The organism is Myxococcus sp. AM009 (assembly GCF_013372605.1).
Classification (GTDB): Bacteria; Myxococcota; Myxococcia; order Myxococcales; family Myxococcaceae; genus Myxococcus; species Myxococcus vastator.
Genome location: NZ_JABXEP010000148.1, coordinates 1 through 19973, shown reverse-complemented (window position 1 = coordinate 19973; position 19973 = coordinate 1). Strand labels below are relative to the sequence as shown.

The following is a 19973-nucleotide window of genomic DNA, read 5'->3' as shown; positions in this document are numbered from 1 at the left end:
CCCCAAGCACCTGCCCCAGCCCTTCATGCCCTGCCCCTTCACGTTCAACTTCGTCAAAAGCGCGTCTCCAACTCCAGGTGGAAGAGGTGGCGCGGCGGGTCGGGCGGCACACGCGCCACGCGCGCGTCCTTCAAGTCGAGCACCCACGCGTACCGGCCCCGGGCGGACACGGCGCTCGACACCCTCCACGCGACGTCCAGCGCGGTCCGCAGCTCCTGCTGGAGCCGGCTGCGCTCGGAGAGGTCCTGGTCCTTCCACACCAACCGCCCATGCAACTTCAGCGACGCGAGCGGCTGGGCACGGACATCCAGCACGGCCTGCGCGTCGTAACGGAGTCCCTTCGTCTCGGGCGCCTGTACGCGCGCATGTCCGTACTGGAGCGAAACCGTCAGCCCCTTCGCGACGTCGGAGCGCACCCGGGCGGTGACGCCGTACCGCGCGCTGGCGCACAGGTCCGCCACCTCTTGCTCGGAGAGCGAGCCATCCGCGCACGCCCCCATTCCGCCCACGCCATTGTCGCGCAGCTCCACCTGCAGCGAGGGCCGCAGCCAGGGCCGCACCTGAAGATCCCCGCGCACCGAGGCGCGCGCGTGCAACGTGCCCGCGCTCCCAGCCGCCGCGCCATCCGCGGGCAGCGTCCAGGCGTCCACCTGCCCCCGCAGCCGCCACGCGCCTTCGTCACGGTGGAGGTAGCGCAGCCGGGCGCCCAGCTCATTGCGGACGCGCAGGCCTTCCAGCGCATCCGGGCCTGACGGCGCGCCGCTGTAGGGGTTGGCGAAGCCGCGCCCGTAGTAGCGCAGCGACAGCTCCAGCTCGCGCGACGCCCCTGACAGCACGGTGCGCTGCACCGCACCGAAATCCCCGCCACCCCCCGGCGCGGCATCGAAGCTGCGAGTGCCTTCGAAGAAGACGTCCAGCGCGCCACGCCCCCACGCGGCGTCGAGCCCGAAGGCGCCAAAGGCACCGCCCGCCGGATAGCGGGCGGTGGGCTGGAAGTCGAGCTGCGCCCCTTCCTGCCCCCACGCGGGCCGAGCCATCCAACCGGTGAGCCCGACATGGCTCCGCGACGACAGCGCCAGCGTCGCGTTGCCACCGCCCGCCAGCTCCTGGAACATCCCCGGCAGCGTCCGCGCCGTGAGCTTCTCCCACCGGCCCTCCGCCACCCGCACCCAGACGTCAGGGGCCTTGCACACGCCACGGACAGACGACGGACACAGCGCGCGGTCCAACACCGCATGCCGCGCCAGCGCACGGGACTGATACGAGCCGAAGCCGGTGAGCGACAGCGCGGCCCCCGTCCCCAGCGGGCCTCGCACCGTGCCCGCGATGCCCCGGAAGCCCTCGTCCCAGCGGAAGTCCGGGGTGACGTCCGACAGGCGTTGCTCGGGCTCGCAACCCGCCCCGCCCACCAGACACGCGCGCTCCAAGCCCGCCGGAGGACGCAGGTTGTCGTCAGGCAGGAAGCCGTCAGGCGACGGCAGCGCCGTGGTGTCCAGCGTGAGCCGCTGTCCGAAGCCCAGCCGGTACGTCCCGGCCAGCAGCGACGCGCGCGCTCCCGTCCACTGCACGTACAGCTTGGGCAGCATGACGGAAGTCCCGGGCGCCTCCACCACGAAGGCACGCCGCCGCGCCTCCCGCCGCGGAGGCTCCAACGTCCGCCGGGCCAGCGACGTCAGCAGCCCCACCCGAAGCCCCGCGAGCCCTCCCGCGCGGACCTGCAACGCCAGCGGTGGCGGCAGTCCATCCGACGCCGCGAAGGCCATCATCAACCGCGCGTCGCCCGACAGCCGCCCCGGCGTCCGCACGTCCAGGAAAGGCGCGAGCCGCCGCGACGCAGCCTCCGTCAACGCGCCACCCGCGGCGCTGCCTCCTCCCCGAGAGCGCAGCAGCACATCCACGTCCGAGTACGTCAGCCCCGGCAAGCCGTAGAGCGAGGCACGCGACGCCAGCCCCAGGTCCACGCCCGTCCGCCGCAGGGCCAGCAGCGCGGAGAGCGTCTCGGCGGAGATGGCGCCCTCTTCCACGAGCGCGAGCAGGTCCTGCGCGCCCACGGACTCGGGCTCCACTTCATACGGCGCGGCATGCACGGGCAGCGCGCCCGCCAGCCACCACCCCAAACACCATCCCACCCAGAGCACCCGACGCACGCGCCGCGCCTTGTGCACATCCGGGACCACGATTCCATACAGCAGCGCCCTGCGCGCGGGCCGTCCGGCACGCGGACGCGCCGTCCAAAGGCGGGACGCGCGCGTCAGGCCCGGCCCATGCGCGGGTCGACCTCCAGCAGGTCCGACGCCAGGAAGTACGCGGCCTCCGCGCGGCTCTGGGCGGCGACGTAACGAAGGCGTGACTCCTCGCTGCCATCCAAGGCCTCGCGCGCCTCGCGCACGTCGCTCTCGGTGGTGAGCAGGAGGACTGCCAGATGCGGGTGTTCCAGCTCCATGGGGAACTCCAGATTAAACTGCTTTACATGCGGATTGGGAGCACCCCGCGGTCCGCCCGCCGCCTGTGCATCCCCGAGGCCAGCGCTTTCCGCCCTGTCACCGCCTCCAGGTATGCTGGCTCCCGGTTCCCATGGGCCACGTCCACATCGTCCGAGACTTCCCCTCCCCCCAGGAGGGCTTCGCGCGCACCGTGCGCGTCTATACCCCCCACGCATACGATGCGATGCCAGGCCATCGGTTCCCCGTGCTGTACATGCACGACGGGCAGAACGTGTTCGCCCACCCCGAATCCGCCCTCTTCGAGACCTGGTGCGCCAACGTCGCGTTGGAGCACGGCGTGGGCGAGGGAAGCCTGGAGCCGTGGCTCATCGTCGCCGTGGATTCGGGCGAGGGGCGCGTGCACGACTATTCGCCGTGGAATGAACCGCGCAGCCCGATTCACGCGCGCGGCGAGGCCTACTCCCGCTTCCTGGTGGAGCACCTCAAGCCGCTGGTGGACCGCACCTACCGCACCCGGCCGGAGCCGCGGTGGACGGGCGCCATGGGCTCGTCGCTGGGCGGCCTGATTTCGCTCTACCTCGGGTGCCGCCATCCGGAGGTGTTCGGCCGGATTGGCGCCCTGTCTCCCACCGTGACGTGGGGCGCCAACCAGCTCTTCGGCGCATGGACGGCGCACAGCCGCCGCTGGACGCGCATCTACCTGGACGCGGGCGCCCACGAGTACACGGACGCCAGCGGCGTGCCCGTCTACTACGGCGAATCCACGCGCGCCTTCTACGAGCACCTCAAGCACCTGGGCTACGCGGACCACGAGCTGGCGCTGGTGTTGGATCCACACGGCGGGCACCACGAGCGGGACTGGCAGCGGCGGCTGCCCTCCGCCATGCGCTGGCTGCTGGGGTGAGGCGCCGCACATGAAGCACCGCGGGGCGGTTCCCCTGGAGCAGCGGCTCGTCTACGTCCAGGTGGTGGAGGGCCTGCTCGAGCACGGGCTGCGCGGCGGCGTGTCGCCCCGCCTCAAGCACCGGCTGCGGCAGGCCGGCATCGACCTGGACCGGCCGCTGCTGCCGGGCTACCCGGTGCTCCTGTGGGAGAAGTGCCTGGACGTCATCGTCGAAGAGACGTTTCCGGGCCTGCCCCGGGAGGACGCCTTCCGCCAGCTCGCCGAGCGCCACGTGCAGGGCTACGGGCGCACCGTCGTGGGCCGCGCGGTGTATGGCGTCATGCGGCTCCTGGGCCCCCGCCGACTGGTGCAGCGCCTGCCGCAGACGCTGCGCGCCACCGACAACTACACGGAGGTGGAGCTCACGGAGCAGGGCCCCACCACCTACGCCATGCGGATGAACTCGCGGCTGAACGCGCCCGGCTACGCGGAGGCGCTCTTCGAAGCCCTGCTGCGCGTGGGCGGCGCCGAGTCCCCCCGCGTGACGCGCCTGCGCGAGGACGAGGACAGCACCACCTACCAGCTCACCTGGACGGAGCGCTGAGCGCGCGCGTCAGGCCTTGTCCTGGATGAAGCGCACCGTGTCCCGCAGGGCGTCCATGTCCGTGTGGCGAGTGAGGTACATCTCCTCGCCCAGGAGGCTGTGGTAGATGCTCGGCAGCTCGCGGTGGAGGATGAGCGAGCTGCCCAGCTTCGCCTCCACGTCCGCGTGCGGGTGCCGGTAGCGGCGGGACTTGCGGCGCGCGCTGTGACAGACGTGGTAGCGCGGCGTGAAGCGAAAGTCCGCCACCGGGTCGCCCGTCACCACCCGCGCCCAGAGCCGGTACACGTCGATGTCACACGTGTAGTTCATCATGTCCACCATGAAGCCGCCGGGCGGCCGCAGGTTGGCCTCCAGCACCATGAAGCGGCCATCCTGCAGCCGGAAGAACTCCAGGTGGAACCAGCGCTCGCGCAGCCCGAAGGCGGCCACCACCTGCCGGCCCAGCACGTCCAGCGCGGGGGGAATCTCCTTGTGGCTCCAGAAGGAGATGTCGCGCTGCTCCATCACCGTCTCCATGCCGCCGTCGCTGTACTCGTGACTGAGGCTGAAGACGATGACGCCGTGCCGGTCCACGATGCCGTCGTAGGTGACGATGGTGCCGCGCACGAAGGGCTGCGCCACGTAGGTGGTGGGCAGCGGATGGGACAGGGCCGCGTCCACCTCCGCGTCGCTGGCCACCTTGAAGGTGTTGGCGGCGCCCACGCCCACGTCCGGCTTGAGCACCAGCGGGTAGCCCACGCGCGCGGCGAACGCCTTCACCTGCGCGGCGTCCCGGACGCGGATGAGGTCCGGGTGCGGCACGCCCGCTTCGTGGAACACCTCCGCCATGCCGGACTTGGAGCGCAGCCGGTGGATGTCCGCGGGCTGCAGGCCCGGCACGTTGAAGTCCCCCCGCAGGCGCGCCTCCACCTCCAGCCAGGACTCGTTGAGCGAGTCGATGCGGTGGATGCGGCCGTGCCGCCACGTGAGGTAGCCCGCCGCGCGGGTGAGCGCCTCCTCGTCCATGAGGCTGGGGACGAAGAAGTACTCGCGCAGGGACTCCTTCAGCTCGGGGCGGAGCGACTCGTAGGACGCGTCACCGATGCCCAGGACCGTGACGCCCCGCTCCCGCAGCGCGGAGATGAAGTGGAAGTAATGCGGAGGGAAGTGGGGGGAGATGAAGACGAAGTTCATGGCTCCTCGGGGCACGGGCGACCATAACGCGCCGCGCGCCCGCGCCCAGTTCCTGGCTGAACGCGCAGAGGCGGGGAGTCACTCCTTCCCGCCCCGGCTGCGCCTGGAATCAGGGCCTCCCCGCTCCCCGCCCGTCACCTGGCGGAACGACTAGGCGTTCGGCCGGACCATCGACACTTCGAAGTGCCGCTGGACGACGTTGCCCGTGGTGGGGCCCTCCCGGTAGAGGTTGCCGGTGTCCTGGTCCACGTAGAAGCGGTTGTTCGGGTTGGAGTCCGCGCCGCGCTGCTCGTGGTTCGTCGCCGGGTCGTGGAACGTGTAGTACGTGCGGCCCTGCTCGTCCGTGCCGCGGCCCGTAATCACCACGAAGTGGTCGGTGATGCCGTCCACGTTGTCCGAGTTCCGGCCAGAGCGGTGGTCCACGCCCACGACGACGGGCTTGCCCGCGTCGAGCTGGCCATCGATGTACTCACGGCCCCGGCGCGCCGCCGCGGCGTCCACCGTGACGCCGCCGTTCGGGTCATCGCCCGTGGCCACCTGGATGCGGTTGTCCGGCCCCGTGACGGTGGCCCCGGCGCCCGCGGCCATCACCACCGCGGCGCGGAAGCAGGCCTTGTCACCGGCGCGCTCCACCCTCGCCGCGTTGTACTGGCTGACCCACGGCGTGGCCGTCTGCACCGCCGGGCGGTCCGCCGCGGGCGCGATTTCGGCCGTGTCGTTCAGGTCGGTGGGCGTCGCGCCCTCGGTGGTGTTGGAGGCCTGGAGGTGCTCCGGGCGCGGGCGCGGGATGGGGACCTCGGCGGGCAGCTCGGTGGCGCCGGCCGTGAGGTTCTCCGGGCGCGGGCGCGGGCGCGGAATGGGTACGTTCTCGACAGCGCCAGCGCCACCGCCGTCGCGGTAGCCGCGCGCGTCCAGGGCCCGGACCAGCGCCGTCTCACGCCGCGTCTGGTCGGCGCGCAGGCGCTGCTCGTCGTGGTTGAAGCCGGAGGCGCTGATCTGCCCGTTGTCCGTGCGGAACGCATTCACGCGCGCGTCGACCAGCGCCTCGGGCGTCACGCCCCGCGGGTCCTGCGCCAGCCTGGGCAGCTCGCGGTTGAGGAAGTTCTGCGCCGCGCGAGGCGACTGCGTGTGCAAATCGTAGAAGGTGGAGGCCAGCAGCGCGTTGTTCGGGTCCAGGCCCGCGCGCTCGGCGGCGCGCTGGTACTGCGGCGTGACGCGGCCCAGCTCACGGTTCCAGATTTCGTCCGCGTGCGACGGCGAGTTCGCGCCGCCCCCCTGATAGGAGAACGAGCCGCGGTTGTGCTTGGCGTTGCCCGGGTCGGTGTGGCCCCCGTAGCTCGCCGTGAAGCCACCGTTCGGCGTGCGGTTGCCTTCCGAGGTGCCAACGACAATGGCGGACTCGGAGTTGGACCCGCCCTGGCGGAAGGCCGTCAGGTCGATGTTGCGATAGCCATTCTGGGTACCAGACACCCCCGCCGTGCCCGCCGGCGTGACGCCCTGCGCCACGGTGCCCTGCGCGGAGCCAGGCTCAAAGCTGTCACCGTTCTGTGACGTCCCCGTCGGGAGGTTGGCCGGGCGCGGCATCGGGCGAGGCGCGTTGGCCTCGAAGCCGTCGTTGGCGCCCGGGATGACGAGCGTCCTGCCCGCCTGGATGCGGTCCGGGTTCTGGATGTTGTTGGCTCGCGCCAGCGCATCCACGCTGGTGTTGTTGCGCCGGGCAATGGCGCTGAGCGTATCTCCCTGACGGATTCGATAGGAGTTGCTACCAGTCATCGACGGCTCCATGGGGGGCGAAGTAAGTCAGACGCCTCCATGATTTTCCGGATCAATGTCCGAAAGTTGCGCAAGCCGCGAAACAACAGCCTCAGCGTTCAAGTCCAGTATTTCTGAACAAACCCTGACGCAACGCACCAGCCGAGGGGTTATGACTGACACCCCGCGGCGGCATCCTGAGTTGCTCAATAATTGAACTGGAGCTGAACGCGCGTCACGTGTCCCTGCTGCTGGAGATACGGGAAGCGGGACGAGGTGCGGTCGGAGATGAGGTAGGTGCCCGTCAGCTCCAGGGCCTTGTTGATTTGCCACTCGGCGCCCAGCTCCAGCTCCCGCACGTCATAGAGCGGCGCGTTCGTCTCGAACTTCTTGCCGCCGTCATAGAGGGTGCCCCGGATGTAGGGGATGAGGGACACGCCCAGCACGCCGTCCAGCTTGTACATGAGCTGCGCATAGCCGCCCCGGAGCTGGCGGCTGTCGATGAGCAGGCCATCGACGGGCCCCTCGCCCACCGAGGGGCCGCGGCCCAGGTTGAACTCGGCCTGGAAGCCCAGCGGCTGCGGGTAGATGACCAGGCTGACGATGCCGCGCGCGTCCACCATGTCGGAGCCCCGGGCGAGCGCGTAGGGCACGCCGTCACGCGGCGAGGCATTGAGGTCGAAGCGGCCGTAGTAGCCACCCACGCCCGCCTCCACGTACTGCGCGCCGAACAGGAAGGGCCAGGTGACGCGGACGACCCCGTGCGGCGTGTCATTGCGCTCTGCGCGGTTGGCCGTCTGGCCGTTGAAGACGCCGAAGCCGACCACGCCGTAGTCGCCCGAGCCCTTCAGGTTGTTGTCGACGAGGAACTTGAAGCGCCTCCGGATTTCGGTGGGCGCCCAGTAGAAGAAGACGCCCAGGTCGCGCTCGTCCTTGAGCGCGCTGTTGATGCCGTCATTGCGGTCCAGCGCGAGGCGGTTCTGGCTGGACTGGAGGTTCTCGAAGCCGAAGGGCACCTTGGACTGGCCCACGCGCAGCCGGAACTCCTTCTTCGCGTCCAGGAAGATGTCCGCGTACCAGTCCCGCATGAGGGTGACGTTGTACTGGTCTCCGATGACCGACGCGAAGTCCGGCTGGAGGTAGATGGACACGCGGTCGTGGACGTCACCGAACAGCACCAGGCGCGCGCGCCGGATGCCAAAGCCGGTGTTCTTGCCGAGGAACCGGTCGCCCTGGTCGTTCACCAGGGCGTCATTCACCCGGAAGCTGGGCAGCCGGTTGTAGCGGACCTGCGTGTAGCCCCGGATGCGGATGCGCTCGTACCAGGCCTGCGCCTTCTTCTCAGCCTCGGGCTTCGCCTCCGGCTCGGGCAGCGCGGCCTCGGGGACCGGCGTCGGCGTGGAAGCGGGGGGCGGCTCGGTGGCGGACGGGGCCGCGGCTTCGTCCTGCCGCGCGTGGGCAAGGGGCGCCAGGAGCAGCATGGAGCCGGACAACAAGACCTGAAGAGCAGCGCGGAACGAAGCAGTGGGGGTCATGACGGCACGGAACTGCCAGCAGTGCGCGAAAGCGCGCCAGGGCTCGAGTTTGCGCTCCCGTTACAGGACGGAATGCACCGCCGCAACGCGCGGGCCCGGGTTGTTGCCTCACCGTCACGGGCCGCTTCGCGGTGTCACAGAACGGCCCGGCGCATGTCACCCATTCGTGACATGCGCCGGTGTCACCGCCGCGCTCGCGTCAGCGCTTCCAGCTGCCGTCCATCAGGCGCTGGATGCGCAGCTCCAGCGGCGGGTGGCTGGAGAAGAGCGCCATCATCCCGCCGCCCCGGATGCCGAACGCCTGCATGTTGGACGGCAGCATGGCCGGCTCGCCCTGCTGCATGCGCAGCCGGTTCAGCGCCCGCGCCATGGCGCCAGGGTCCACCAGCTGCGCGCCGCCGTCATCCGCGCGGAACTCACGCCGGCGGCTGTACCAGGCGACAATCATGCTGGCGCCGATACCGAACACGATTTGGAGCACGATGCTGGTGAGGAAGTAGGCCGGCCCCGAGCCGCCGCTCTCCTCGCCATCCTCGGAGCGGCTGAGGAAGCGGTCCACGAAGAAGCCCACCACGCGGCTGAGGAAGATGACGAAGGTGTTGAGCACGCCCTGCAGCAGCGTGAGCGTCACCATGTCACCGTTGGCCACGTGGGCCACCTCGTGGCCGAGCACGGCCTCCACCTCGTCCCGCTTCATGCCATGGAGCAGGCCGGTGGACACCGCGACCAGGGCGCTGTTGCGCTTGGCGCCCGTGGCGAAGGCGTTCATGTCCGGGCTGTCGTAGATGGCCACCTCGGGCATGCCGATGCCCGCGTCGCGGGCCAGCCGGTGCACCGTCTCCACCAGCCAGCGCTCATCCTCCGATCGCGGCGACGTGATGACCTTCGCCCCCGTGCTCCACTTCGCCATCCACTTGGAGATGAGCAGCGAGAAGATGGCGCCGCCGAAGCCCATCACCGCCGCCATGATGAGCAGGCCCGGCAGGTTCAGCCCTACCCCGCGGCGGGCGAGCAGGTTCTCCACCCCGATGAGCTGCCCGACGATCGCCAGCATCGCGACCACCGCGAGGTTGGTCAGTACGAACAGTGTGATGCGCTTGGCGAAGCTTCCCTTCATGACGCTCTCTCTCCCTAGAAAAAACCTTGGGGACAACATTCAGCAGCGCGGGACGAATGCAAGCTTCGTCGGCCACTTATTGTCCCGACCGCACTAGAACAGCCTGCCGGCGGGGCACTTCCCAAGGTTGTTCCTTCAGGAATCTGAGATTTTCTCTATGAAACGGCCTTCACCGGCGTTTCCCCGGAGCCTGATCGGCCGCCGAGTTGGAGACCTGGGGTTCGCCCGTGGGGCTCCACACCAAGGGTGCGACCTGGACACCCAACGTGGGACTCCATCACACCCCGTGTCGACCAATGGCAAACCAGACGTCCAAGGCGGAAGATTTTCACGACAATGAATGCCACGAGTCCCGTCTGCCTGCGGTCACCTTGGCGCAACTTTTCCGTCGCGCCATGAAATGCAGCTCAACCCTGAGCGCGCGCATGGATTGACACGCGGATTTGACGGAATCCCAGGCAACTTTCTTTGAGCGGTTTGGAAAATGGGTCCAACTCCATTCTTCTTCTCAGGGAAGAGCCCCCCATGGTAGCCATTGCCCGCACCTCCGCTGCTGCGTCCAGCAGCGCGTCCCGTTCTGCCTCGCCCACGCTGCGCAGTGGCGCGCGCGGCGCGGCCGTGACGCAGCTCCAGAACAAGCTCAAGGCGGCGGGCTTCAATCCGGGCGCCGCGGACGGCGTGTTCGGACCCAAGACACAGGCGGCGGTGCAGGCCTTCCAGCGGGCGCGCGGGCTCCAGGTGGACGGCGTCGTCGGTCCCAAGACGTGGAGCGCGCTCAACTCGGCGGGCGGAGCGGGCGGCTCGGGTCCCACGCTGCGCAATGGCGCGCGGGGCGAGCCGGTGCGTGCGCTCCAGCAGCGGCTCAACGTGCTGGGCTTCAAGTCAGGCACGGCGGACGGCGTGTTCGGTCCGAAGACACAGGCGGCGGTGAAGGCCTTCCAGCAGTCCCGCGGGCTGGTGGCGGACGGCATCGTCGGGCCCAAGACGTGGGACAAGCTGGGCATCAACGTGCAGGGCCCCGTCACCAACCCGGGCGGTGGCGGTGGCCGGGTCGTCACGGGCTATGTGAACGGGCAGCCGCGGCAGATTTCGCTCTCGGCCGTCCCCAACGGCAAGGAGATGCGCTCGGACGCGGCGGCGGCGTTCAACCGCATGCACGCGGCGGCGCGGGCGCAGGGCATCACCCTGAAGGTGAACAGCGGCTTCCGCAGCATGGCGGAGCAGGAGGCGCTGTACCGCGCGTACAAGAACGGCACGGGCAACCTGGCCGCGCCGCCGGGCTACTCCAACCACCAGGGCGGCATCGCGGTGGACATCAACACGGGCGGCACGGGCACCTCGACGTACCGGTGGCTGGCCAACAACGCGAAGAACTACGGCTTCGTGCGCACCGTCCCGTCCGAGCCCTGGCACTGGGAGTACCGGCCCTGACACAGGAGAGAGACATGAAGAAGCTGCTCATGGCGGTCGCGGTGCTGGCGGTTCCCGCAGGGATTGTCGTCGGCGGCCTGGGCTACACGCCCGTCGCCGAGGCCGAGTCATTCAATCTGGCCTGTACGTACACGTATTACAACGACGAGGCGCTCACGGAGTACGTGATGACGCTGCACTGCTCCTGCGCGAACCCGGATTGCTACAACACCGAGGACGTGACGCCGTTCTACACGGTGGACTGCCTGGACATCTGCTGAGGGACCGTGGCGCCACCGCACCTCACGGTACGGTGGCTCCAGGCATGCAGCGGCTCAGCTCTTCGTAATCGGGCGGTAGCGGATGCGGTGCGGCGCCAGGGCCTCGGGGCCCAGGCGCTTCTTCTTGTCCGCCTCGTAGTCCTCGAAGTTGCCCTCGAAGAAGAACGCCTTGCTGTCGCCCTCGAACGCGAGGATGTGCGTGGCGATGCGGTCCAGGAACCAGCGGTCGTGGCTGATGACCACCGCGCAGCCCGCGAAGCTCAGCAGCGCGTCCTCCAGGCTGCGCAGCGTCTCCACGTCCAGGTCGTTGGTGGGCTCGTCGAGCAGCAGCAGGTTGCCGCCGCTCTTGAGCATCTTCGCCAGGTGCGCGCGGTTGCGCTCACCGCCGGACAGGTCCTTCACCCGCTTCTGCTGGTCCTGGCCCTTGAAGGCGAAGCCCGCCAGGTACGCGCGGCTGGGCACCTGCCCCGCCTTGCCCAGGTCCAGGTGGTCCAGCCCGCCGCTCACCTCCTGGAACACGGAGTTCTCGCCGTCCAGCGCGTCGCGGCTCTGGTCCACGTAGGCCAGCTTCACCGTCTCGCCGATGCGCAGCTCGCCCGCGTCCGGTGACTCCACGCCCGTCATCATCCGGAACAGCGTCGTCTTGCCCGCGCCGTTGGGACCGATGACGCCCACGATGCCACCCGGCGGCAGCTTGAAGCTCAGGTCGTCAATGAGCAGCCGGTCGCCGTAGGCCTTGCGCAGCCCCTTGGCTTCGATGACGAGCCCGCCCAGCGGCGGCCCGGGCGGAATGATGACCTCGCCCGTCGCGTCGCGCTTGTCCTGCGACTGGTTGAGCAGCTCCTCGTAGGCCGCGATACGCGCCTTGCTCTTGGCCTGACGGGCCTTCGGGGAGGCGCGCACCCACTCCAGCTCGCGCTTGAGCGTCTTCTGGCGGTGGCTCTCCGACTTCTCCTCCAGTTCCAGGCGCTTCTGCTTCTGCTCCAGCCAGCTGGAGTAGTTGCCCTTCCAGGGCACACCCTCGCCGCGGTCGAGCTCCAGAATCCATTCGGCCGCGTTGTCCAGGAAGTACCGGTCGTGGGTGATGCAGACGATGGTGCCCTTGTACTCCTTGAGCGCCTGCTCCAGCCACGCGACGCTCTCCGCGTCCAGGTGGTTGGTGGGCTCGTCCAGGAGGAGCAGGTCCGGCTTCTCCAGCAGGATGCGGCACAGCGCCACGCGGCGCTTCTCACCACCGGACAGCTTCGTCACGTCCGCGTCGCCCGGAGGCAGGCGCAGCGCGTCCATGGCCATCTCGATGGTGCGGTCCAGCTCCCAGCCGTTCACCGCGTCGATGGCGTCCTGCAGCCGGCCCTGCTCGGCCAGCAGCTTCTCCATCTCCGCGTCGCTCATGGGCTCGGCGAACTTCGCGCTGACCTCGTTGAAGCGGTCCAGTGTGCCGCGAATCTCCTTCAGGCCCAGCTCCACGTTGCCCTTCACGTCGAGCGAGGTGTCGAGCTGCGGCTCCTGCGCCAGGTAGCCGACCTTGGCGCTGGGGTCCGGCTTGGCGACCCCGAAGAACTCCGTGTCCACGCCCGCCATGATGCGCAGCAGCGTCGACTTGCCGGAGCCGTTGGGGCCGATGACGCCAATCTTCGCGCCGGGGAAGAACGAGAGGTAGATGCCCTTGAGGATCTCCTTGCTGTTCTTGACCTTGCGCAGGTCCTGCATCGTGAAGATGAAATTCTGGGCCATCTGGGCCTTCCTGCTTTGAGGCGGAGTGAGGGGCTCTGCGGATACCAGGGTGCAACAGCGCACTCAAGGTGAGAGCGTCCCCCAACCCCATGGGGCTCGAACGACTGGCCCCGGCAGCAGGGGCAGCCCGGAACGAGCCGTCCCCCCTGGGCCCGCCCAGGGGGCGAGCGGCTGGCCCCTCCAGCAGTCGTGGAAAAGCGAACGGTGTCACCGGGCCCCGTTGGACTACTCCGTCGTGGCGGCCTGCTCCGGCGGCTCCATGCCAAGCAACTTCCGCAGCCGGGTGTTGGTGTCGTCCTCGGGTTTGATGCCGGCCTGCTCCATGACGGCATCCATCTTCTTCTGCTGCCGCGCCTTCGTGAGCTCCGCCACCGCCTCGCGGGCGAGCATGTTGGGGCCGAGTTCGCTCACGACGGCGGTGCGAATCGCCGACGCGGCGCTCTTCACCACCTGTACGTTCTGGAGAATCGTTCCCCGCGCCTTGGGGTCCGACGCGCCGGTACCATCCGCGGACCGCACATGGCCGCGGAGCACGAACGCCTGCATCGAGACGAGCTTCCCGCCGCTCGTTCCCACCGCGTCCTCAAGAAAGACATGCGGCGGGACCCAGACGTCGGGAGCGAGCCCCTTGGCCCGCGCGGCGGCGATGCGGTCATCATCCGTCGCGCCGTCCCGCGTCGCATGGCTGGAGACCTTCGTGACGCGCACGATGCGCAGCAACCGACCGCGGACACCCCGACGTCCAGCCATGCGAACGCGCTGATGCGGTTGGCCGCGGCCTGCGCGACGAGCAGTGGCACATCCAGCCCGTGCTCCATGACGAAGGGCACGAAGGCCTCGTAGGGGATGGCCGCTCCCGCCGCGGTCAGGGCCAGGAGCACGGGCTTGAGGTGCCGGGTCTTCACCGCGTCAGCATAGGGTCACTCGAGCGTGGCCAGGAACGGCGCGCTGTTCGCCTCGCACCAGCGGCGGTAGGTCTGGAGCCGGTCCTCGGACGTGACGCGCTTGGAGACCTGGCCATCCGCCGTCAGGTATTCGATGGCTCCGCGCACGGTGATGAGCAGGACCGCGGGCGCGTCGCCCGTCACCCGCCAGCTGTCGACATTTCCGGGCGGCTCGTAGACGTAGCCACCGGGGCCAATCACCTCCCCCGTGTCGAGCAACTCACGACTCCCAGAGAGGTTGAAGCCGTGCACCTCGCCGGTGTGGCGGTGCCGGGGGACGACGGTGCCGGGCTCCAGGCGAAAGAGGTACATCCAGCCGGAGCCTTCCCGGAAGAAGCGCAGCGGATTGAAGGAGAGCCCCGCGGGGCCCATGGAAATCCAGGGCATGCGCTCGGGGTCGACCGGACGCGAGGACACAGCGGACAAGGACGTGTCGTTCATGTCCGTCAGGTTGCGCCTTCACTGGCCCTTCCACCGGTCCAAAATTGACGAATCTCATTGGGCCAAACTAGAGGGGTTCCCGGCATGGACCTTCACGTCGCCCTCCAGGAGCGCAGAGACGTCGCGGGACAAATCTACCGAGGACTGCGCGCTCGGATTCTGGACGGGCGGCTGAGAGACGGCGAGCAGGTTCCGCCATCGCGGGAACTGGCCCAGCGGCTGGGCGTCTCGCGCAACACGGTGGGCGTGGCCTACGAATGGCTGAGCGCCGAAGGCCTGCTCGTGGGCCGAGGACGCGCCGGCAGTTTCGTCCAGAACGCGCCCCGGGAGCGAGGTGCGCGCGAGGCGACGGCGCGCGGTGTGAAGCTGCGTCCGCGCACCGTCTGGAGCGAGCTCCGCGTTCCTCCTTCCGCCGAGCCCCCTGCGCCGTATGACTTTCGCGTCGGCATCCCCGACACCGCGTTGTTCACATTCGAAGCCTGGCATCGGCTTCTCGCTCGACACCTGCGCGTCGCCGCGACGACAGCCGCATACACGGACCCGGCCGGCCACCCCGAGCTGCGTGAGGCCGTGGCCCGCCACGTGGGTGTCTCCCGGCGCGTTCGCGCCGAAGCGTCGGACGTGCTCATCACGCATGGCGCGCAGCAGGCGCTGGACCTGGCGGGACGCGTGCTGTTGGAGCCCGGAGACCGCGTCGCCGTGGAGGAACCCGGCTACCCGCCCGCACTCCTCCTGTTCCAGTCGCTCGGAGCCCGTGTCGTACCGGTGCCGGTCGACGCGGAGGGGATTGACGTGCAGGCGCTGCCGGACGACACGCGCCTCGTCTACGTCACGCCGTCTCACCAGTTCCCGCTGGGCATCGTGATGTCGCCCGCGCGTCGCAGGGCCCTGCTCGACTGGGCGCGGCGGCGCTCGCGCGATTCATCGACACGGGCTCACTGGCCCGGCACCTGCGAAAGACGCGGCGCGAATACGAGCAGCGGCACACGCGGCTGTCGGAGAAGCTCCGCCACCACTTCGGAGACGCCTTCGAGCAACTGCCCTCCGTCGCCGGCCTTCATCTGTGCGTCACCTTCACGCGAGGCGGCGCCCGGCTGGAGCGGGAACTCACGCGGCGAGCCCGTGACGCGGGCGTCGGCATCGAAGCGCTCTCCGGGTACTTCGCCGGGGCACCCACCCGCCATGGCTGGGTGCTGAGCTACGGCGGAGTAACGGTGGACCGCATCGACGAAGGACTCCGGCGCCTGCGCGCGAGGCTCGCCGGTGCCCTCTAAGAAGGCCCCGCGCAGCGCCCTCGTCAGGCCCGAAGCATCACCGCCGTCCGCGCCCGCGACTCACGCCTGAACCGGAACGGAAACCGCCATGTCCTCCCCCCTGACGTTCTTCTTCGCCGTGGTGGGCGACGTCCACGGACACCTGAACCGGATGGTGAGTCACCTCACCGCCTGGGAGGAACGCAGTCGCCGGCCGCTCGACTTCGTGCTCCAGGTAGGCGACTTCGAGCCCCACCGTCATGACGCCGACCTGGACACCATGGCAGCGCCGATGAAATACCGGCACCTGGGCGACTTCGCGGACTATCACCAGCGGCGGCGGCGCTTCCCCTGGCCCCTCTACTTCATCGGAGGGAACCACGAGCCCTACGGCCACCTCGACCTGCACCCCGAGGGTGCCGCACTGGCGCCGCATTGCCACTACCTCGGGCGAACCGGCGCGGTGGAACTGAACGGCCTGCGCGTGGCGGGCCTGTCCGGCATCCACCGCGAGGACACCTTCACCAGGCCCCGCCCACCGTTGGCGTCGATGGGCGACGTCTCCAACAAGGACTTCACCTTCTTCAACGAGCAGGACGTCGAGCGAGTCCTCGCGCTCGGACACGCGGACGTGCTCCTGCTGCATGACTGGCCCGCCGGCATCATCCCGCCCGAGGAGGCCGCTCACTTCGAGGGTCTGCGCCGAAGCGCGAACCCCGAACTCGTCGGCAACGAGTACGCACGGCTGCTGGTGGACGCGCTCCGGCCCCAACTGGTCCTCTGTGGCCACCTGCACCGGCGCTACGCCAACACCGTCCAGCATCCCAACGGTCAGCAGTCACGCGTGCGGTGCCTCGCCAGCCTCGACCAGGGCACAGATGCGTTCGCCGTCTACCGCGTCGGAGGAGGCACCCTCCAGGAAGTCGCCATGCAGGAGTGACCTCTAGAGGACGACGCGGCGCGTGACTGCCTTGCATGCGGGCCCCCTCTTGCCCTGGCAGCGTGCGGAGGCCCCGGGGAGGACTTCACCGAGCAGCCGGACTCGGCCTCCGTCACCGCGGAGACAGCGCGAGCGCTGACAACGCCACTGAGCGCGAGCATCTCCTTCTGCGGCAACACCGCCATGCTCCGGTTCATCTGTGGTGGCAGCGGCAGCGGCGGCACGCCCCCCTACTCATTCCTGTGGTCGAGCCTTACTCTCACCATGGCCAGCTTCACCCAGGCCACAACCGGGCAGGGTCGGGGCATCTGCACCGTGAACACGTTCCCCACGGTTCAACTACAGGTCACCGACAGCCTGGGTGCCACGGCGACATCCACGCTGAGCTTCATCTGCGACCCCAACCCCTGAGGCGCACACCACCGGGGCACACAAGGCAAGCGAAGCGGCATCGAAGGTGTTACAGGATGCGCGCCATGTCCGCCCCCGCTCTCGAACTCCAGGGACTCTCCAAGCGTTACGGAGAGTTCACGGCACTTCACACCGTGGACCTCGCCATCCGTCCCGGGGAAATCTTCGCCTTGCTGGGCCCCAACGGCGCGGGCAAGACGACGATGATTGGCAGCGTCTGCGGCCTGGTGAAGAAGTCCTCCGGCAGCATCCGCGTCTTCGGCAAGGACCTGGACCAGGACCCGGTGGGCCCGCGCTACGACATCGGGCTGGTGCCGCAGGAGATCAACTTCGACCCCTTCTTCACCGTGGCCGAGTCCCTGCGCATCCAGCTGGGCTTCTACGGCCGCCCCGCGGATGAGGCGCGCATCGACGAGGTGCTCACCGCCCTCAACCTGCACGCGAAGAAGGACGCGTACACGCGCGCGCTGTCCGGCGGCATGAAGCGCCGGCTGCTCATCGCCAAGGCGCTGGTGCACAAGCCCCGCCTCGTCTTCCTCGACGAGCCCACCGCCGGCGTGGACGTGGAGCTGCGCCGCGACTTGTGGACCTACGTGCGCAAGCTCGCCTCGGAGGGCACCACCATCGTCCTCACCACGCACTACCTGGAAGAGGCCGAGGAGCTGGCCGACCGCGTGGGCATCATCAACGAGGGCCGCCTCCTCATGGTGGAGGACAAGGCCACCCTGCTGCGCCGCTTCGGCGAGCGCCGCGTCATCATCACCTTCGAGCAGCCGCAGCCGGGCCTGTCCGAGGCCGGCAAGCGCTTCGCCGCCCGCCTCAGCGAGGACGGCCGCACCCTCACCTACGTGGAGCGCGACGGCTGCGCCCCGTCCGGCGAGCTGCTCCGCGCCCTCTACGCCGAAGGGCAGCTCATCTCCGACGTGGAGACGCGCCGCTCTCGCATGGAGGACGTGCTCATCGAAATCCTCCGTGGCCGCCCCCAGCAGGCCGCCTGAGCCCTCATCATGAACGTCCTTGGGATGAAGACCCTTCTGGCGAAGGAGGTCCGGCGCTTCATGCGAGTGCCGGGGCAAACCGTCCTGTCGCCCCTCATCAGCACCACGCTGTATTTCATCGTCTTCGGCGTCTCCATGTCGAGCCGCGTCCAGACGGTGGAGGGCCTGCCGTACCTGCACTTCATCGTGCCGGGGCTCGTGTTCCTCGGCATCGCCAACAACGCCTTCCTCAACAGCTCCTCGTCGCTGTTCATCACCAAGATTCAGGGCACCGTGGTGGACCTGCTGGTGGCCCCGCTGGGCCCCGGTGAGCTGATGGCGGGCTTCATCGGCGGCGCCATGGTGCGCGGGCTCGTGGTGGGCCTGCTCACCTGGGCCGTGGCCACCTTCTTCACCGGCTTCAGCCTGGAGCACGCGGGCGTGGCCGTGTACTTCCTCGTCCTGTCGTCCTACGTCTTCAGCGTGCTGGGCCTGCTCGCTGCGGTGTGGGCGGAGAAGTTCGAGCAGATCAACTTCTTCCCCACCTTCGTCATGCTGCCCCTCACCTTCCTGGGCGGCGTCTTCTACTCCGTGCGCGAGCTGCCCGCGCCCTGGGACACCGTCAGCCTCTTCAACCCCATGGTCTACATGGTGGAGGGGCTGCGCTACGGGATGCTCGGCCGCAGCATCTATTCGCCCCTGGGCGGAGGGAGCATCCTCTTCGCCGTCGCCGTGGTGGCCACCGCGCTCACCTACGCCGTGCTGCGCTCTGGCTACAAGATGAAGGCCTGAGTCCCCTGGGAGCCGGGCAGGCGCCCCACGCCTGCCTGCCTGCTTGCCTCCAACCTTGTGGGGTAATTCGCGACTGAGCAATTCCCACGGGGTAAGAAAGGGCGATATCCTGTCGAGCACACATGGCTGTGCCATTCGGTAAGTACGAGCTGCTGCGCAAGATTGCCTCTGGGGGAATGGGGCAGGTGTTCCTGGCCCGCGAACATGGGACGGGGTTCGAGCGACTTGTCGTCCTCAAGCTCATCCTTCCCCACCTCGCGGAGGACGATGAGTTCCTCGCCATGTTCCTGGATGAGGCGGGGCTCGTCGCGCGCCTGACGCACCCGAACCTCATCACCATCCTCGACCTGACAGAGATTGAGGGGCGCCACTGCCTGGCGATGGAGTACGTGCAGGGCGACGACGTGCGCCGCCTGGACAAGACGTCCCGCGCGCAGGGCAAGCCGCTGCCGGTGGGGCTCATCCTCCGCATCATCGCGGACGCGGCCGCCGGGCTGGACTACGCGCACCAGGCGCGCGACGCCCAGGGCAAGCCGCTGCGGCTGGTGCACCGCGACGTGTCGCCGCAGAACATCCTGGTCGGCTTCGACGGCGGGGTGAAGGTCATCGACTTCGGCGTGGCGAAGGCGGCCACCAGCAGCCAGAACACGGCCACCGGCGTCCTCAAGGGCAAGTACCCGTACATGTCCCCGGAGCAGGCCAGCGGGCTCTCCATTGACGCGCGCAGCGACTTGTTCGCGCTGGGCGTCGTCATGTGGGAGCTGCTCACCGGCAAGCGCCTCTTCAAGGGCGAGTCGGACATGATGACGCTGCGGCTGGTGAAGGACTGCCAGGTGCCGCGGCCGTCGCAGCTCAACCCGCGCCTGCCGCCGGGCCTGGACGAGGTGGTGCTCAAGGCGCTGGCGCCCTCGCCGGACCAGCGCTACCCGGACTGCGGCGCCTTCCGGCTGGCGCTGGAGGACTACACGCTCAACCTGCGGCTGCCCTCCAGCAGCGCGCACCTGTCCGCCTTCCTGCGGGAGCTCTACGCGGACCGCATCGCCCATGAGACGGACCCGGCGAAGCTGGACCAGCTCGCGGAGGACGCGGACCTGGACTCGCGCTCCAACTCGTCGCTCAGCGGCGTGCCGGGCGTGCTGGGGCCCGCCGGGCGCTCCTCCGCGTCGAAGGCCATGCGCGGCTCGCCCCATGGCGGCCCCGGAACGCGCTCGCGGCACGCCGCCGCGGTCGCGCCGCCGCCGCCGCAAGAAAAGACGCGAGACACCGCCCCCCTGGCCCGTCC

The 19973-nt window shown here is 69.2% G+C and carries 17 protein-coding genes and 2 pseudogenes; 9 read left to right on the top strand and 10 right to left on the bottom strand.

Translation table 11 applies throughout. The features are described from left to right. Positions 1–53: 53 nt before the first annotated feature. The gene (locus HV824_RS28440) at positions 54–2147 is read right to left on the bottom strand and encodes a hypothetical protein (protein ID WP_368738116.1); all 2094 of its coding nucleotides are present in this window, start codon (positions 2145–2147) and stop codon (positions 54–56) included. Between the two features lie 104 nt (positions 2148–2251). Further along, positions 2252–2443, bottom strand: a complete 192-nt coding sequence (locus HV824_RS28435; RefSeq protein ID WP_176424675.1) for a hypothetical protein — start codon at positions 2441–2443, stop codon at positions 2252–2254. Between the two features lie 131 nt (positions 2444–2574). Here HV824_RS28435 and HV824_RS28430 point away from each other — a divergent pair, with 131 nt between their 5' ends. After that, on the top strand, positions 2575–3348 hold the full coding sequence (locus HV824_RS28430) for an alpha/beta hydrolase (RefSeq protein ID WP_163782777.1): 774 nt from the start codon (positions 2575–2577) through the stop codon (positions 3346–3348). 10 nt (positions 3349–3358) lie between these two features. Continuing rightward, positions 3359–3931, top strand: a complete 573-nt coding sequence (locus HV824_RS28425) for a DUF2378 family protein (RefSeq protein ID WP_176424674.1) — start codon at positions 3359–3361, stop codon at positions 3929–3931. 9 nt (positions 3932–3940) lie between these two features. On the opposite strand, the gene HV824_RS28420 is transcribed toward HV824_RS28425, so the two are convergent. From HV824_RS28420 to htpX, 4 genes are all read right to left on the bottom strand, one after another. After that, positions 3941–5104 carry an acetyl-CoA carboxylase biotin carboxylase subunit family protein gene (locus HV824_RS28420; protein WP_176424673.1) on the bottom strand — a complete coding sequence of 388 codons (1164 nt, stop codon included), beginning with the start codon at positions 5102–5104 and terminating at the stop codon, positions 3941–3943. A 150-nt stretch (positions 5105–5254) separates the two neighbouring features. Then, positions 5255–6877 (bottom strand): LysM peptidoglycan-binding domain-containing protein, encoded by a 1623-nt coding sequence (locus tag HV824_RS28415; RefSeq protein ID WP_255208407.1) that lies wholly within the window; start codon positions 6875–6877, stop codon positions 5255–5257. Positions 6878–7062: 185 nt separating this feature from the next. Continuing rightward, complete coding sequence (locus tag HV824_RS28410; RefSeq protein ID WP_176420138.1) at positions 7063–8391, bottom strand: porin; 1329 nt, start codon at positions 8389–8391, stop codon at positions 7063–7065. A gap of 199 nt (positions 8392–8590) precedes the next feature. After that, the gene (gene htpX, locus HV824_RS28405; RefSeq protein WP_176420139.1) at positions 8591–9508 is read right to left on the bottom strand and encodes a protease HtpX; all 918 of its coding nucleotides are present in this window, start codon (positions 9506–9508) and stop codon (positions 8591–8593) included. Between the two features lie 525 nt (positions 9509–10033). On the opposite strand from htpX, the gene HV824_RS28400 reads away from it, so the two are divergent. Beyond that, positions 10034–10939 (top strand): peptidoglycan-binding protein, encoded by a 906-nt coding sequence (locus HV824_RS28400; RefSeq protein WP_176424671.1) that lies wholly within the window; start codon positions 10034–10036, stop codon positions 10937–10939. Positions 10940–10953: 14 nt separating this feature from the next. Further along, positions 10954–11199 carry a hypothetical protein gene (locus HV824_RS28395; protein WP_176420141.1) on the top strand — a complete coding sequence of 82 codons (246 nt, stop codon included), beginning with the start codon at positions 10954–10956 and terminating at the stop codon, positions 11197–11199. 54 nt (positions 11200–11253) lie between these two features. Here HV824_RS28395 and ettA read toward each other — a convergent pair whose 3' ends face one another. The 4 genes and pseudogenes from ettA to HV824_RS28375 all read right to left on the bottom strand — a co-directional run bounded on the left by ettA (position 11254) and on the right by HV824_RS28375 (position 14318). Beyond that, complete coding sequence (gene ettA / locus HV824_RS28390; RefSeq protein WP_176420142.1) at positions 11254–12933, bottom strand: energy-dependent translational throttle protein EttA; 1680 nt, start codon at positions 12931–12933, stop codon at positions 11254–11256. A gap of 225 nt (positions 12934–13158) precedes the next feature. Next, positions 13159–13683, bottom strand: coding sequence for a hypothetical protein (locus tag HV824_RS28385; protein WP_176424669.1), 525 nt, complete (start codon positions 13681–13683; stop codon positions 13159–13161). Between the two features lie 23 nt (positions 13684–13706). Next, positions 13707–13751: pseudogene (locus HV824_RS38280) on the bottom strand (hypothetical protein); the annotation flags it as partial. A 102-nt stretch (positions 13752–13853) separates the two neighbouring features. Then, a complete protein-coding gene (locus HV824_RS28375; protein ID WP_176420143.1) occupies positions 13854–14318 on the bottom strand; it encodes a cupin domain-containing protein in 465 nt (154 codons plus the stop codon). Positions 14319–14402: 84 nt separating this feature from the next. Between HV824_RS28375 and HV824_RS28370 the strand changes: the two are divergent. The 5 genes and pseudogenes from HV824_RS28370 to HV824_RS28350 form a co-directional block, all read left to right on the top strand. Next, positions 14403–15592 (top strand): annotated as a pseudogene (locus HV824_RS28370) (PLP-dependent aminotransferase family protein). Positions 15593–15680: 88 nt separating this feature from the next. Next, positions 15681–16511: a metallophosphoesterase gene (locus tag HV824_RS28365; protein ID WP_176420144.1), complete on the top strand. Its 831-nt coding sequence runs from the start codon at positions 15681–15683 to the stop codon at positions 16509–16511. Positions 16512–16987: 476 nt separating this feature from the next. After that, a complete protein-coding gene (locus HV824_RS28360; protein WP_176420146.1) occupies positions 16988–17920 on the top strand; it encodes an ABC transporter ATP-binding protein in 933 nt (310 codons plus the stop codon). A 24-nt stretch (positions 17921–17944) separates the two neighbouring features. Beyond that, positions 17945–18691, top strand: coding sequence for an ABC transporter permease (locus tag HV824_RS28355; protein WP_255208406.1), 747 nt, complete (start codon positions 17945–17947; stop codon positions 18689–18691). A 122-nt stretch (positions 18692–18813) separates the two neighbouring features. Next, a partial coding sequence (locus HV824_RS28350; RefSeq protein WP_176424670.1) for a serine/threonine-protein kinase occupies positions 18814–19973 on the top strand: 1160 nt, incomplete at its 3' end.